The sequence below is a fragment of the Nocardioides houyundeii genome, assembly GCF_002865585.1.
Classification (GTDB): domain Bacteria; phylum Actinomycetota; class Actinomycetes; order Propionibacteriales; family Nocardioidaceae; genus Nocardioides; species Nocardioides houyundeii.
The window spans coordinates 2,423,662-2,438,298 of the sequence record NZ_CP025581.1 but is presented as its reverse complement, the minus strand read 5'-3'; the positions used below and the strand labels follow the sequence as shown (position 1 = coordinate 2,438,298).

Annotated in this window: 11 protein-coding genes, 2 tRNA genes and 1 rRNA gene; 8 read left to right on the top strand and 6 right to left on the bottom strand. The window is 68.5% G+C overall.

The features are described from left to right. Positions 1-18: 18 nt before the first annotated feature. Genes C0R66_RS11670 through C0R66_RS11655 form a run of 4 tightly spaced genes read right to left on the bottom strand, consistent with a single transcriptional unit; the run spans position 19 to position 1,979 of the window. Positions 19-345 carry a YtxH domain-containing protein gene (locus C0R66_RS11670; RefSeq protein ID WP_158648017.1) on the bottom strand — a complete coding sequence of 109 codons (327 nt, stop codon included), beginning with the start codon at positions 343-345 and terminating at the stop codon, positions 19-21. Continuing rightward, positions 342-1,409: a YihY/virulence factor BrkB family protein gene (locus C0R66_RS11665; RefSeq protein WP_199286654.1), complete on the bottom strand. Its 1,068-nt coding sequence runs from the start codon at positions 1,407-1,409 to the stop codon at positions 342-344. The genes C0R66_RS11670 and C0R66_RS11665 overlap by 4 nt, the downstream gene beginning before the upstream one ends. After that, positions 1,409-1,612 (bottom strand): DUF3618 domain-containing protein, encoded by a 204-nt coding sequence (locus C0R66_RS11660; RefSeq protein WP_101524828.1) that lies wholly within the window; start codon positions 1,610-1,612, stop codon positions 1,409-1,411. Before C0R66_RS11660 ends, C0R66_RS11665 begins: the two co-directional genes overlap by 1 nt. Then, positions 1,605-1,979, bottom strand: coding sequence for a phage holin family protein (locus tag C0R66_RS11655; RefSeq protein WP_240311573.1), 375 nt, complete (start codon positions 1,977-1,979; stop codon positions 1,605-1,607). Before C0R66_RS11655 ends, C0R66_RS11660 begins: the two co-directional genes overlap by 8 nt. Before the next feature lie 168 nt (positions 1,980-2,147). Between C0R66_RS11655 and dnaG the strand changes: the two genes are divergently transcribed. From dnaG to C0R66_RS11635, 4 genes are all read left to right on the top strand, one after another. Continuing rightward, positions 2,148-4,064: a DNA primase gene (gene dnaG, locus C0R66_RS11650; protein WP_101524826.1), complete on the top strand. Its 1,917-nt coding sequence runs from the start codon at positions 2,148-2,150 to the stop codon at positions 4,062-4,064. Further along, positions 4,061-4,579 (top strand): hypothetical protein, encoded by a 519-nt coding sequence (locus C0R66_RS11645; protein ID WP_158648016.1) that lies wholly within the window; start codon positions 4,061-4,063, stop codon positions 4,577-4,579. Before dnaG ends, C0R66_RS11645 begins: the two co-directional genes overlap by 4 nt. An 82-nt stretch (positions 4,580-4,661) precedes the next feature. Then, positions 4,662-4,734, top strand: a tRNA-Asn gene (locus tag C0R66_RS11640). 209 nt (positions 4,735-4,943) lie between these two features. Continuing rightward, positions 4,944-7,064, top strand: coding sequence for an Ig-like domain-containing protein (locus C0R66_RS11635; RefSeq protein ID WP_158648015.1), 2,121 nt, complete (start codon positions 4,944-4,946; stop codon positions 7,062-7,064). A 381-nt stretch (positions 7,065-7,445) separates the two neighbouring features. On the opposite strand, the gene C0R66_RS11630 is transcribed toward C0R66_RS11635, so the two are convergent. Further along, entirely contained in the window at positions 7,446-8,186 is a 741-nt protein-coding gene (locus C0R66_RS11630; protein ID WP_101526213.1) for a PIG-L deacetylase family protein, read from the bottom strand. Positions 8,187-8,271: 85 nt separating this feature from the next. On the opposite strand from C0R66_RS11630, the gene C0R66_RS11625 reads away from it, so the two are divergent. After that, positions 8,272-8,348 (top strand) — tRNA-Ile (locus C0R66_RS11625). 76 nt (positions 8,349-8,424) lie between these two features. Then, positions 8,425-9,618 carry a phosphoglycerate dehydrogenase gene (gene serA, locus C0R66_RS11620; RefSeq protein WP_101524823.1) on the top strand — a complete coding sequence of 398 codons (1,194 nt, stop codon included), beginning with the start codon at positions 8,425-8,427 and terminating at the stop codon, positions 9,616-9,618. Here the strand turns inward: serA and C0R66_RS11615 are convergent, their stop codons facing one another. Continuing rightward, positions 9,619-11,043 (bottom strand): serine/threonine-protein kinase, encoded by a 1,425-nt coding sequence (locus C0R66_RS11615; protein ID WP_241901668.1) that lies wholly within the window; start codon positions 11,041-11,043, stop codon positions 9,619-9,621. 126 nt (positions 11,044-11,169) lie between these two features. On the opposite strand from C0R66_RS11615, the gene tyrS reads away from it, so the two are divergent. Then, positions 11,170-12,435 carry a tyrosine--tRNA ligase gene (gene tyrS / locus C0R66_RS11610; protein WP_101524821.1) on the top strand — a complete coding sequence of 422 codons (1,266 nt, stop codon included), beginning with the start codon at positions 11,170-11,172 and terminating at the stop codon, positions 12,433-12,435. 661 nt (positions 12,436-13,096) lie between these two features. Further along, positions 13,097-14,613 (top strand): 16S ribosomal RNA (locus C0R66_RS11605). Positions 14,614-14,637 lie beyond the last annotated feature (24 nt).

Below are 14,637 nucleotides of genomic sequence, written 5' to 3'. Positions count from 1 at the left end.
CCACTCACCTCTGCCCGCTCAGGGCAACGTGCCCTGGGGGTACGGGTTGTCCTGGAGAGCGACGTTCTCCGGGTTGAGCTGGGTCTCCAGTCCGTCCTTCTCGTCCTTGTGGCCCCCGGGCTTGACCTTCTCGGCTGCCGCGCCGGCCGCGCCGGTCAGCTTCTCCTTGACCACCGGGGCCTTGTCCTTGGCCGCGTCGGCCGCCTGCTGGGCGGTCGCCTGGACCTTGGGGTTCTGACGGACCTTGTTGAACCCACTGCGGATCTGCTCGTAGCGCTCACGACCAGCCTTGGCGCCCAGCACGTATCCGGCCCCCATCGCCAGTAGCAGAGTTGACTTCCTCATCTGACATCACCTTTCGTCCGTGCCTTGTCGTGGTCTGAGATCTGTGTGGTCGGTGTCTCGGTGGCCTCGTCCTGGGCCGGGTCCTGGCCGGACTCGAGACGGATCTTGCGGCCCTCGTCGATCTGCTTCTGCTCCTTGTCCGCGGACTTGTCCACGTTACGGCTGTCGCGCAGCGGCAGCTGCAGCTCGACCTCGGCAGGGACCCCTGCCTCGAGCTCGCGCCCACGCTCGAGCTCGGCGTCGATCTCGGCGCCCAGGAGCAGCGCCAGGTTGGTGATCCACAGGAAGAGCAGGGCCACGATGACGCCGGCGAGCGAGCCGTAGGTCTTGTTGTAGCTGGCGAAGTTGGCGACGTAGAACGTGAAGCCCACCGAGGCGATCACTCCCGTCACCAGCGCGACGATGGCGCCCGGCGAGAGCCATTTGATCTTGGGGTGCTTCACGTTGGGGGTGAAGTAGTAGAGCATCGCCACGATGACCATCACCACGACCGCCAGCACCGGCCACTTGGCGATGTTCCACACGGTGACCGCGGTGCTGCCCAGTCCGATGACGTCCCCGATCGAACGTGCCAGGCCACCGGAGACCACCAGCATGACGAGCACCAGGGCCATCAGGACGAGCAGCACCAGGGTCAGCAGGAGCATCTGGGGGCGGAGCTTCCAGATGGGTCGACCCTCTTCGACCTCGTAGATCCGGTTCATCGCCCGGGAGAAGGCGCCGACATAGGCGGACGCTGTCCACAGGGCTCCGGCCAGACCCACGATCAGGGCGATCCCGGCGCCCTGGGAGTTGGCGAGGTCCCGCAGGGTGGGCTCGATGTTGCCCAGCATGTCGTCGGAGACCAGGGGAGCCAGCACCTCAAGCAGGGTGTCGACCGATTCCTCGGCCTGGCCGACGACGCCAAGCATCGCGGTCAGCGCGACCGCGGCGGGCAGGATGGAGAGCACGGCGTAGTAGGTCAGAGCCGCGGCCAGATCGGTGCACTGGTCCTGGGAGAACTCCCGCACCGCCCGCTTCACGACGTACTTCAGGGAGCGCTTGTCGAGCCGTTCCATGCTCATCAGCGCCGGCTCCGCCACCATGCGATGGCCACGACAGCCACCACGACGGCGCCCACGGCGGCCAGCTGGACGGGCTGCACCCGCTCCTTGAGCTGCCGCTTCACGTCCAGCTTGGTCCCCAGCTCGTCGAGGGTCTGGGCCAGGGCCTGTCGCTGTCGCTCGATATCGGCCTCGATGTCGGCCGGGTCCTTGTGGTCAGACACGGTGGTGGCCTCCCTTGACGGTGTCGATGTCTTCCTTGATGCCTTCCATGGCCTTCTCCGGCTTGACCGGGGTGGCCGCGCTCACCTTGGACTTGCCGGCCAGGCCGACTCCCGCCGCGGCGGCGAAGAGGACGACCGCCACGATCAGGGCGGAGGCCCAGGTGGGCAGGACCAGGGCGAGCGCCGCGATGCAGGCGGTGATCACGGCCGCGAGGCCGAAGAACGCGAGCAGCCCGGCGGCGCTGAACATGCCGATGCCGAGGCCGGCCCGTTTGCCCTTCTCCGTCATCTCGGCCTGTGCGAGCCGCAGCTCGGAACGGATCAGGTCCGGTACCTGCTGGGTGAGGTCGTGGACCAAGCCCCCCACCGTGGGTTCGACGTGGGTCCCGCCCGGGCCGGGACCGGCCGGGGGAGGTGTCTGCGAAGCGCTCATGGCCTCCCTGTGCCCTGCACCCCCGCGAGGCAAACCCGCGCCGCTCCGGGTACCGGGATCGGTGCGGGCACGATCCTGCCGGTGGCACCGTAGACTTCGCACGTGGCAGGCCGCATCCGTGAGGACGACATCGCAGCGGTGCGCGAGAAGGCTCGCATCGACGAGGTCATCTCCTCCTACGTCACCCTGCGCAAGGCCGGCGGCGGCGCGCTGAAGGGGCTCTGCCCCTTCCACGACGAGAAGTCCCCCTCCTTCCACGTCACGCCCTCACGGGGGTTCTTCCACTGCTTCGGCTGCCAGGAGGGCGGCGACGTCATCAGCTTCCTGATGAAGATCGACGGCCTCGGCTTCTCCGAGGTGGTGGAGCAGCTCGCCGACAAGTACGGCGTACAGCTGCGGCGCGAGGAGGGTGACGCCCCGCTGCAGCGCCCCAGAGGGCCTCAGCGGAGCCGGTTGATCGAGGCGCACAAGGTGGCCCAGGAGTTCTACGCCGACCAGCTCTCCCACCCCGACGCCATCGTGGCCCGCCAGTTCCTGTCCACCCGCGGCTTCGACCAGTCCGCGGCTGAGACGTTCGGCGTCGGCTTCGCCCCCCGCGACGGCGAGGCCCTGACCCGGCTGCTGCGCCAGCGCGGGTTCACCGAGGAGGAGATGACCACCGCCGGCCTGGTGGCCGTCGGGCGGTCGGCCTACGACCGCTTCCGCGGCAGGCTGCTGTGGCCGATCCGCGAGGCGAACGGGGACACCATCGGGTTCGGGGCGCGTCGGATCTTCGACGACGACCGGATCGACGCCAAGTACCTCAACACCTCCGAGACCCCGATCTACAAGAAGAGCCACGTGCTCTACGGCCTCGACCTGGCCCGCCGCGAGATCGCGCGCAGCTCCCAGGCGGTCGTGGTGGAGGGTTACACCGACGTGATGGCCGCCCACCTGGCCGGCGTCGGCACCGCCGTCGCCACCTGCGGCACGGCCTTCGGCGACGACCACGCCCGGGTGCTCCGCCGGTTCCTGCACGACCACGAGGAGTTCCGTGGCGAGGTCATCTTCACCTTCGACGGCGACGAGGCCGGGCAGAAGGCGGCCCTGCGGGCGTTCGGCGGGGACCAGAACTTCGTCTCCCAGACCTACGTCGCGGTGGAGCCGTCCGGCCTCGACCCGTGCGACCTGCGCATCCAGCAGGGCGACGCGGCCGTGCGGGAGCTGATCGCGCGGCGTCAGCCGCTGTACCGCTTCGTCCTGGGCAACGTGGCCAGCAAGTACGACCTGGACCGGGCCGACGGCCGGATCGACGCCCTGCGCGAGGCGGCCAAGCTGGTGGCCAGCGTCCGGGACAAGTCCAAGGTCGACGCGTTCGCGCGCGAGCTCTCGGCCATGATCGGCGTCGACGTCGACGAGGCCCGCACCGAGGTGCGCCGCGCCGCCGCGCGGGGCCGACCCGACGACAGGTCGGCTCGGCCGCAGCGAGGTCGGTCGGACGGACGGGACCACCGGGGTGAGCAGGGCGGCGCCCCCGCCGGTCCGCCCCGACGCGAGCTGCCGGACCTGAGGGACCCCCGCTTCTCCATCGAGCGGGAGACGCTCAAGCTGGTGATCCAGCATCCCGAGACGGTCGGGCGCAGCGCGTCGGGCCTGGCGTCGGAGGACTTCAGCCACCCGACGTACCGGCACGTGTGGGAGGCGATCGTCGCCGCCGGGGGAGTGGCTCAGGGGGCCGCCGACCCCGGCTGGGCCGCGCGGGTGCGCAACGGGGTGTCGAACCCGATCATCTCCTCGGCGATCAGCGAGCTCGGCGTGGAGCCGGTGAGGTCCTCGGGCGAGCCGGGGGAGAGCTACGTCAACGCCCACGTCTACCGGTTGCGCGAGCTCACGGCGCTGCGCCGGATCGCCGAGCTCAAGTCGCGGCTCCAGCGCACCAACCCGGTCGACCAGGCCAGTGACTACAACAAGATGTTCGGGGAGCTGGTGGCGCTGGAGCAGCACCGCCGCGACCTGAGGGACAAGGCGGTGGGGGCATGAGGATGACAGCGCGCCGCGAGCGGCCGCCCGTAGACCTGGTCGTGGCACCGGGCGAGCGGGTGCTGGCCTGGTGCGAGGCCGAGGACGGCACGGTGCTGGCAGGCACCCGGGACGCCGTCTACCTGGTGGCCCCCGAGCCGGCCCGGGACACGGTCCGGGTGCCGTGGGAGCAGGTGGAGGCCGCCGACTGGGACCTGGAGACCTCCACGTTCCGGCTCAGCGAGGTGGGCCAGTGGGGCCAGCCGCGGCCGGTGCACGTGCTGGTCCTGCCAGACCCCCGTCGAGTGCTCGAGCTGGTGCGGGAGCGCGTGACGGCGAGCATCGTGCTGCAGCGCCACGTGCCGCTCGGGCGGGGCCGGGGGGTCAGGGTGATCGCGCGCCGCGCCGCCACCGGCGCGAGGGAGCTGTCGTGGTTCGTGGAGTACGACGAGGGCACCGACCCCAGCGACCCGGCGGTCCAGGAGGCAGCCCGGACGGCCATCGCCGCGGCCCGCAACGAGGTCGGGCACAGCTGAGCCGCCCCGCTGAGCAGGCCCGATTAGCCCGCCCAGCGCGACAGTTGCTAATCTTCTCTCCGCTGCCCGCAAGGGCGGCTGATCCCCTGTAGCTCAACTGGCAGAGCATTCGGCTGTTAACCGGAGGGTTGTTGGTTCGAGTCCAACCGGGGGAGCAAGAGAGAGGGCCTGACCTGCGGAAACGCGGGTCAGGCCCTCTTCCTTTCGGTGGCACTGAGTCCACTGGGTCCGCTGGAAGGCGCGCGACGAGCGGTCTGGTCCATCGGGCACCCGTTGCGAGACGCCCGGCCGGGCCCCTGTCGCGTCGCTAGGCTGCCCTTCGGGGCACGGCCGCTGGCGGGTGGCGCGATCACGGAGGAACGTCTTGGCACCAGGGGCACGTCGCTGGCTGGTGCTGGCCTGCGTCGGCGCCCTCGTCGTGGCGATGCTCGTCTTCGCCCTGGCCGGTGCTCGGTCACGGCCGCCGCGGGCAGTCAGCCACTTCCCCGCCGACGGCGCGGAGACGGTGCCCGCCTCGTCCCCGGTCTTCGTCGTGTTCGACAAGCCGCTCGACGAGGACGCCCGGGACCTGGACTTCTCCCTCCGCGACGACTCGGGCGCGTCCGTGGCCTCGGCGCTGCGCGTCTCCGAGGCGGCCACCTCCGCGGAGCTGCGGCCGCTGGAGGAGCTCGGGCCCGGCTCCTACACCGCGGTCCTGGCACTGCCAGGGGTGCTGGAGCGCGAGGAGTGGAGCTTCACGGTGCCACGCAGGAAGCCGTTGACCGACGGTGGCGCGGGCCCGATCCTGCTGGCGCTCTCGGAGTCGGACACGACCGACGACTTCTACGCCGAGATGCTGCGCGCCGAGGGCTTCACGAGCTTCACCACGGTCGACCGCTCCCGGATCACCCCGGCCCTGCTGGCGGACCACGAGCTCCTGGTGCTCTCCGGAGACCCCGGGCGGTCGCGTTCGAGCATGGTCCGGGCCTGGGTCGAGGCGGGCGGCCGGCTGGTCGTCGTACGCCCGCGGGGGGAGCTGGCCGAGCTGGCGGGGCAGCGGCGCGCGGGCCCCGTCCGGGACGGGGCCCTGCTCGAGGTCGACGACCCGGCGTGGGGCGCGGTCCCGCTGCGGGTGCACGGCGCCGTCGACGGGATCGACGTGGCACCGGACGTCGAGGTCGAGGCCTCGCTGGTCCCCGACAGCGGCGGCAGCCCCGCGCTCACCCTGCGGGACGCAGGCAGGGGCAGGGTGGCGGGCTTCGCGTTCGACCTGGCGCGGTCGGTGGTGCTCACCCGTCAGGGGAATCCCGAGTGGGTCGGCCAGGACCGGGACGATCGCGCCCCGGTGCGGACCAACGACCTGTTCTTCGGCCCCGCGGAGGACGACACCGGTACCGACTTCGTCGACCTGGACCACGCCGAGGTCCCGCACGCGGACGAGCTGATGCGGCTGCTCACCAACGTGATGGGCGGCCTCACCGCCCAAGACGCGCCCCTGCCCCGTCTGTGGTACTTCCCCGACGACGCCGAGGCGGTGCTGGTGATGGCCGCGGACGACCACGGAACACCCACCGGCACCGCGGACTTCTTCAAGGCGCTCCGGGACGCGGCGCCCGAGGGCTGCGACACCGACCGCTGGGAGTGTCCGCGCGCCACGTCGTGGCTCTATCCCGACGCCGGGCTCTCCCCGGCCGAGGCGAGCGCCTACGTCGACGAGGGGTTCGACCTCGGCGCCCACGTCACGACGCACTGCGAGAACTGGTCTGCCAGCTCGCTGGACCAAGCGTTCGGGGCCAGCCTGCGGGCCTTCCGGGCGGCGTACCCGTCCCTGCCAGCACAGCACGGGAGCCGGTTGCACTGCATCGTGTGGACCGACTACCTCACCCAACCGACCGTGGAGCGGGCCTGGGGGGTGCGGCTGGACATGAACTACTACTACTGGCCCGGAGACTGGGTCGCCGGACGGCCGGGCTTCATGACCGGCTCCGGGTTGCCGATGAGGTTCAGCGACCTCGACGGAGGTCTCCTCAACGTCTTCCAGCAGCCCACCCACCTGGTCGACGAGGTCTTCGCCGGCGACCCGACAGCGGTGGAGGAGCTGATCGACCGGGCCCAAGGTCCCGAGGAGTACTACGGCGCCTTCGGCACGCACATCGACTTCTCCACCTCGTTCCAGTCCGAGGTCATCGCCGTAGCCCTGGAACGTGGGGTTCCGATGGTCTCCGGGCAGCAGCTCCTGGACTGGGTCGACGGACGCTATGCCTCCCGGTTCTCAGACCTGCGCTGGAGCAAGGACGAGATGACCTTCTCGGTGGTGGCCGACCCTCGTGCCGAGGAGATGCTGCGCGGCATGCTGCCGGTCCGAGCGCTGGGTGGTGAGCTGTTGGAGCTCGCCCGGGACGGGGAGCGCGTCGAGACCACGATCCGCAGCGTCAAGGGCGTGAAGTACGCGTTCTTCGACGCGACCACGGGGGAGTACGCCGCCAGGTACGCCTCGGCCTCCTGACCGCCCGCCACTCACGTTCGAACACATGTTCTAATGGATTGGTGGCAAGAGGCGGATACGGAACGGGCAGCGGAGTCCCGCTGAGCGACCGGGTGCGCTCGGACCCGGCGGCCCCCTCGCCGACGGCTCCCCCGAGCGCTCCCGAGGCGACGGCGAAGGTGAGGACACGGCCGGGCGCCCGGGGCGGCACTGCTGGGTCACGGTGCCGGTGGACGGTCCGCGTGCCCGCCCCGGACTCCTGCTGGAATGGCGCCAGGGTGCCCGCGGACGGTGGGAGGGGCGGGTGGTCTACTCCGCTCAGCTTCGGCCCGGACGATGGGCGCTGGTGGAGGAGTGGATTCCGGCGGAGCTGCTGGCCAGCGCCCCGTAGGCAGGTCGGTGCTACTCGCCCCAGCCCATGGGGAAGACCTCGAACGGCGCCGCGAACGAGGCTCCCAGCCGGGTGCCGGCTCCGCGCGCCATGCCCTCGAGGAACTCCCTGGCGTCCCAGTTCTCCCACCCCAGCCCGTCGATGTACGCCGCGTGGGCCTCGAGCGAGGCGACGCCGGCATCGAAGTGGTCGGTGGTGTCCACGCCGTGACCGGCCTGCGGGGAGCCGAACGCCCACACGTCGCGGACACCGCCCCACGGCAGCAGGCCTTGCTCGATCTGGTCGTGGAAGACCCACCGGTTGCCCGCGTCGCGTACGGCGTCCAGCACGGCGCGGCCCACGGCGATGTGATCGGCCTGGTTGAGGTTGCGCCCACCCCAGGTGTCGCGGAAATTGCCGGTGATCACGATGTCCGGCTGGTGCTGACGCACCGGTGCGGCGATGGCGCGCCTCAGCGCGACGCCGTACTCCAGGACACCGTCGGGAAGGCCGAGGAAGTCGACCTTGTCGACGCCGACGATCCGCGCCGACTCGACCTGCTCGCGCTCGCGGACGAGGCGGCAGTCCTCCGGTGCCAGCCCGTCGATGCCGGCTTCTCCGCTGGTCACCATGCAGTAGACGACCTCCTTGCCCTGCGCTGTCCAGCGGGCGACGGCGGCCGCGGCTCCGAACTCCATGTCGTCCGGGTGGGCGACGACGCACAGCGCCCGGTTCCAGTCCTCGGCCAGCGGCACCAGCTTGTCAGGCTCCATGCTGTGGAGCATGGCACGTCACGGCGACGCTGCCCACCGCTTCGACGCCGGCGCGGTGCTGCTCGATAGGGTCTGCGATGTCACGGGGGCGGTAGCTCAGTCGGTTAGAGCAGAGGACTCATAATCCTTGGGTCGTGGGTTCGAGCCCCACCCGCCCCACCACGCAGTGCAGGTCACCTGTGTGGCCTTACTGCGGACTCGGCGCGAGTCGCCCAGGGACAACGCATAGTGTGGCCGTATGAAGGCCCTGCTCCTGGAGAACATCCACCCTGCCGCCGTCGACGTGCTCGAGAGTCGAGGTCTGGAGGTCGAGCTGCGGTCCGAGTCCCTCTCGGAGGCGGAGCTGATCGACGCCCTGGAGGGCGTGGCCCTGCTCGGCATCCGTTCGAACACCAAGGTGACGGCCCAGGTGCTGGCGGCCGCGCCCGAGCTGATGGCCATCGGCTGCTTCTGCATCGGCACCAACCAGGTCGACCTGCGCACGGCCTCGGAGCGTGGCGTCGCGGTCTTCAACGCGCCGTACTCCAACACCCGCAGCGTGGTGGAGCTGGTGATCGGGGAGATCATCGCCCTGGCCCGGCGCCTCCCGGAGAAGATCCAGCGCATGCACGACGGCGTCTGGGACAAGTCGGCCCGTGGCAGCCACGAGGTGCGGGGTCGGACCCTGGGCATCGTGGGCTACGGCAACATCGGCACCCAGCTGTCCAACCTCGCCGAGGCCATGGGGATGCGCGTGGTCTTCTTCGACACCGCTGACCGACCCGCCCACGGCAACGCCCAGCGGATGCGTTCCCTGAAGGAGCTGCTGTCCGTGGCCGACGTGGTCAGCCTGCACGTGGACGGCCGGCTCGGCAACGAGGGCTTCTTCGGGGCCGAGCAGTTCGCGGCCATGAAGCCGCGCGCCCTGTTCATCAACGCCTCACGGGGCATGGTCGTCGACGACCTGGCGCTGCGCGACAACCTGCTGTCCGGACACATCGCGGGTGCCGCGATCGATGTCTTCCCCGTCGAGCCCAAGGCCCAGGGGGAGCCCTTCGAGTCAGTGCTGCGGGGGCTGGACAACGTGATCCTGACCCCGCACGTGGGTGGGTCGACCCAGGAGGCCCAGGAGGAGATCGGCTGGTTCGTCGCGGGCAAGCTGGTGAGCTTCGCCCAAGCCGGCAGCACCGCGCTCTCGGTCAACCTGCCCGTGGTCAACGTGACGCCCGAGGTCTCCGAGCACCGGATCGGCATCCTGCACGCCAACGTCCCGGGAGTGCTGGCGGAGTTCAACTCCATGCTTGCCTCCGAGGGTGACAACGTCACCGGACAGCAGCTGGCCACGCGTGGCGACCTCGGCTACGTCGTCACCGACGCGGCGAGCCAGCTCTCCGAGGCATCACTGGAGCGCCTGCGTGCCCAGAAGCACTGTGTCTGGGTCCGTACCTGGTAGTCAGGCCTCGCTCAGGATCTTGTAGCCGGACCCCTCACGCAGCAGCTTGAGGGTGGGGTTGTCCGTGCGCTGTCCGCCGTCGACCATGTCGTAGGTCACGGTGTAGGTCACCGTGGAGCTCTCCGGGTCGGCCTGCACCTGGGACACGGTCGCGGCGGCGACGGTGCGCCAGAAGTTCTTGTACTGGCCGAAGCCCCCGCTCGCCTTCTGGAACTCCGGGGTCAGCTGCTGCCAGCTGGTCTTGGGGTCCTGGGTGACGGTGCTGAGGTAGTCGGCCACGAACGACTCCATCTCCTGCGCCACCTCCGCGGAGGACGCGGGCGTTGCCGAGGCGGACGGCGAGGTGGACGCCGACGGCGACCCCGTGACCGGCGAGGCCTCCGGGGCGCCCGTGGTCTGCGCCGACGGCGGATCCTGGTCCTCCTCGGCCGAGGAGAGCAGGCCCACCGAGAACGCCAGGACGCCCACGGCGAGCAGCGCGACGAAAGCGGCGAGCACCGGCCACCTCGACCGCGCGCGCGGCGCCGTGGTACCGGACGTGACCGGCGGGACGGCCGTGGTGTACCCCGACCCCGAGCCCGGGCTCGGCGCGGGCTGGGGCGCGACTGCGGGAAGCGTCCTCGTCGGGCCGGGTACCGCACGCTGCTCCCCGTCGTGCAGGAAGTCGCGCACCTGGGTCATGGACCAACGGTCAGCCGGGTCGGTCGCCATCGTGTGCTCCAGCAGGGGTCCCAGCCACCCAGCGTCGGGGAGCCTCGGGGGCGTCTCGTGGACGATCTGGTACATCGCCCCCAGCACGTTGTCGCTCGCGTCGTACGGCGGCCGGCCGGCGAGGGCGTGGAACAGGGTCGCGCCCAGGGCCCACACGTCACTGGCCGGCGTGGCCGAGCTCCCCGAGGCGACCTCCGGGGAGAGATAGGCAGGTGAGCCCGTGACCAGTCCGGTCTGTGTCAGAGAGGCGTCCGCCTCGGCACGGGCAATCCCGAAGTCGGTCAGCTTCGCCTCGTCCTGCGCGGTGACCAGGATGTTCGACGGCTTCACGTCCCGGTGCACGATCCCCACCCCGTGGGCAGCAGTGAGCGCGTCGGCGGTCTGGGCCAGCAGGGCCGCGGCCCGTTCCGCAGGCAGCGGTCCGTCCCGCCGGATCACCTCGGCGAGACTGGCCCCCGGGACGTACTCCATCACCAGCCAGTGCTCGGGGCCGTCGGCCACCAGGTCGAACACGGCGACGACGTGCGGGTGGCTCAGTGCGGCGGCAAGCCTGGCTTCGCGCTCCGCCCGGGCCAGATCGGGGGTCGAGCCTCCGGGGACCATGCCGACCCGCTTGAGAGCGACCACCCGGTCCAGGACCGTGTCGCGACCCAACCAGACCGCGCCCATGCCACCGCGGGCGATCTCGCGCTCGAGGACGTACCTGCCTGCCATCACAACCGCCACCCTAGGCAGGTGCCAGGAGACGGGGCACATCTGGCAGGCTGGGTACGCCGTCCCGGACGGCTCCGGACCACGCACTGAAGCAAGCACTGAACGATGCACTGAAAGGGACTCACCGTGGCGAGCGCCAACATCCTGGACGATCTCGAGTGGCGCGGCCTGGTCGCGCACTCGACGGACCTCGACGCGCTGCGGTCGGCGCTCGGGGAGCGCAGTGTCAGGTTCTACGTGGGGTTCGACCCGACCGCTCCGAGCCTGCACATGGGCAACCTGCTGCAGATCGTGACACTGCTGCGCCTGCAGCGCGCGGGGCACACTCCCTTCGTGCTCGTGGGCGGCGCGACCGGGATGATCGGTGATCCCCGCGACTCCGGAGAGCGGACCCTGAATCCTGAGGAGACCGTGCAGGCCTGGACCGAGCGGGTGCGCGGTCAGGTCGAGCCGTTCGTCTCCTTCGAGGGGGACAACGCCGCCACCATGGTCAACAACCTCGACTGGACCGCCGGGGTGTCGGCGATCGAGTTCCTGCGAGACATCGGCAAGCACTTCCCGGTCAACCGGATGCTGGCGCGCGACGTGGTGCGCAACCGCCTCGAGGACGGCATCAGCTACACCGAGTTCAGCTACGTCCTCCTGCAGTCCATGGACTACCTCCACCTGCATCGTGCCCACGGGGTCGAGCTGCAGATCGGGGGCTCGGACCAGTGGGGCAACATCACCGGGGGAGTGGAGCTGATCCGCCGTGCGGACGGCGATCGGGTGCACGCGTTCGTCACGCCGTTGGTGACGAAGGCCGACGGCACCAAGTACGGCAAGACGGAGGGAGGTGCCCTCTGGCTCGACCCGGACATGATGTCGCCCTACGCGTTCCACCAGTTCTGGCTGAACGTGGAGGACGAGAAGGTGGTGGAGCTGCTGAAGCTGTTCACCTTCCTCGAGCACGGGGAGATCGAGGACCTGGCGGCGCAGACGGCGGAGAAGCCGTTCCTCCGTGCAGCTCAGAAGGCCCTGGCCGACGAGGTCACCACGCTGGTGCACGGGGCGGGCGAGACGGCGGGTGCCAAGGCTGCGGCCGCCGCGCTGTTCGGAGGCGGGGAGCTGACGACGTTGAACGCTGGAAGCCTGGCTGGCGCGCTGGCGGAGGTCGGGGTTCTCGAGGTCGAGGCTGCTCAGATGCCGTCGGTGGTGGACCTGCTGGTCGGGTCGGGGCTGGCCAAGAGCAAGGGGGAGGCACGCCGCACCATCGCCGAGGGCGGCGCCTACGTGAACAACGTGAGGGTCGAGGACCCAGACCTGATCCCGAGTGAGGCCGACCTGCTGGGCGGCGCCTGGCTGGTGCTGCGCCGGGGCAAGAAGAAGATCGCGGGCGTGCGCGCGACCTGAGCGCCCCGGACAAACGACGGATCAGCGCTCTACCCACCTCTGACCTGCGCAAACACACTTGTGGCCGCACTCACACCGGATGGATTTGCGCAGCCCCGGGTGGTCACCTAATGTTTCACCTCGTCGCCAGGGAGCGGCGGGGAGCAAGACCATCAGGTCGGGCTCCCGGCCCTGGGCAGACCACCTCCTCACACACCTCGGTCCGAGGTTGGCGAGTGCGCGCGCTAGCGGCCTCGTAGGAATCGGACGGAAATTGTGCGCAGGAATGCGGGAAAAGGCCGGATTTGCGTCTGGCTCAAACGCCCGCTAAGTTTCGCCGGGTCGAAGAGAGAAACGCGAAAGCGAATATCTCGGAAAGCCATTAGCGGAAAAGCCCCGAATTGCTTCGGGAAAGAAAGTCCGCTAAGATAAGAACACAAGCCCCGCAGCTTGACCCGAGAGGGAAGAGCCCGGGACGCGTTTGATCCTTGAGAACTCAACAGTGTGTCATAGTCGACGAATTAGTTTGTTATGCCCCGTCAACATTGATCTTTCGGGATGTTTTGTTGGTGGTTTCTTTGTATGACGATAATTTCTGACATTTTTGTCAGGGTTTGTTGTTGTCAGAGATTTGGCTCTTCTTTTCCCGTGGCTGCACTTGTGTGGTTGTGGGGTTTGTTTTTCAATGGAGAGTTTGATCCTGGCTCAGGACGAACGCTGGCGGCGTGCTTAACACATGCAAGTCGAGCGGTAAGGCCCTTTCGGGGGTACACGAGCGGCGAACGGGTGAGTAACACGTGAGTAATCTGCCCTTCACTTTGGGATAACTACCGGAAACGGTGGCTAATACCGGATATGACCGGATCATGCATGTGGTTCGGTGGAAAGTTCTGGCGGTGAAGGATGTGCTCGCGGCCTATCAGCTTGTTGGTGAGGTAATGGCTCACCAAGGCTTCGACGGGTAGCCGGCCTGAGAGGGTGACCGGCCACACTGGGACTGAGACACGGCCCAGACTCCTACGGGAGGCAGCAGTGGGGAATATTGGACAATGGGCGAAAGCCTGATCCAGCAACGCCGCGTGAGGGATGACTGCCTTCGGGTTGTAAACCTCTTTCAGTACCGACGAAGCGAGAGTGACGGTAGGTACAGAAGAAGCACCGGCCAACTACGTGCCAGCAGCCGCGGTAATACGTAGGGTGCGAGCGTTGTCCGGAATTATTGGGCGTAAAGGGCTCGTAGGCGGTTTGTCGCGTCGGGAGTGAAAACTCAGGGCTTAACTCTGAGCTGGCTTCCGATACGGGCAGACTAGAGGTATGCAGGGGAGAACGGAATTCCTGGTGTAGCGGTGAAATGCGCAGATATCAGGAGGAACACCGGTGGCGAAGGCGGTTCTCTGGGCATTACCTGACGCTGAGGAGCGAAAGTGTGGGGAGCGAACAGGATTAGATACCCTGGTAGTCCACACCGTAAACGTTGGGCGCTAGGTGTGGGGCCTATTCCATGGGTTCCGTGCCGCAGCTAACGCATTAAGCGCCCCGCCTGGGGAGTACGGCCGCAAGGCTAAAACTCAAAGGAATTGACGGGGGCCCGCACAAGCGGCGGAGCATGCGGATTAATTCGATGCAACGCGAAGAACCTTACCTGGGTTTGACATATGCCGGAAAGCTCTAGAGATAGAGCCCCTTTTAGTCGGTATACAGGTGGTGCATGGCTGTCGTCAGCTCGTGTCGTGAGATGTTGGGTTAAGTCCCGCAACGAGCGCAACCCTCGTTCTATGTTGCCAGCACGTAATGGTGGGGACTCATAGGAGACTGCCGGGGTCAACTCGGAGGAAGGTGGGGATGACGTCAAGTCATCATGCCCCTTATGTCCAGGGCTTCACGCATGCTACAATGGCCGGTACAAAGGGCTGCGATGCTGTAAGGCGGAGCGAATCCCAAAAAGCCGGTCTCAGTTCGGATTGGGGTCTGCAACTCGACCCCATGAAGTCGGAGTCGCTAGTAATCGCAGATCAGCAACGCTGCGGTGAATACGTTCCCGGGCCTTGTACACACCGCCCGTCACGTCACGAAAGTCGGCAACACCCGAAGCCGGTGGCCCAACCCTTGTGGAGGGAGCCGTCGAAGGTGGGGCTGGCGATTGGGACGAAGTCGTAACAAGGTAGCCGTACCGGAAGGTGCGGCTGGATCACCTCCTTTCTAAGGAGCACACGCCCCGACCCT

What these genes read in the sequence shown, in the direction of transcription:
- C0R66_RS11615 (WP_241901668.1), bottom strand. Translation starts at nt 11,043, where the DNA reads ATGGCAGGCAGGTACGTCCTCGAGCGCGAGATCGCCCGCGGTGGCATG.
- C0R66_RS11665 (WP_199286654.1), bottom strand. Translation starts at nt 1,409, where the DNA reads ATGAGCATGGAACGGCTCGACAAGCGCTCCCTGAAGTACGTCGTGAAG.
- C0R66_RS11630 (WP_101526213.1), bottom strand. Translation starts at nt 8,186, where the DNA reads ATGGAGCCTGACAAGCTGGTGCCGCTGGCCGAGGACTGGAACCGGGCG.
- C0R66_RS11670 (WP_158648017.1), bottom strand. Translation starts at nt 345, where the DNA reads ATGAGGAAGTCAACTCTGCTACTGGCGATGGGGGCCGGATACGTGCTG.
- serA (WP_101524823.1), top strand. Translation starts at nt 8,425, where the DNA reads ATGAAGGCCCTGCTCCTGGAGAACATCCACCCTGCCGCCGTCGACGTG.
- C0R66_RS11645 (WP_158648016.1), top strand. Translation starts at nt 4,061, where the DNA reads ATGAGGATGACAGCGCGCCGCGAGCGGCCGCCCGTAGACCTGGTCGTG.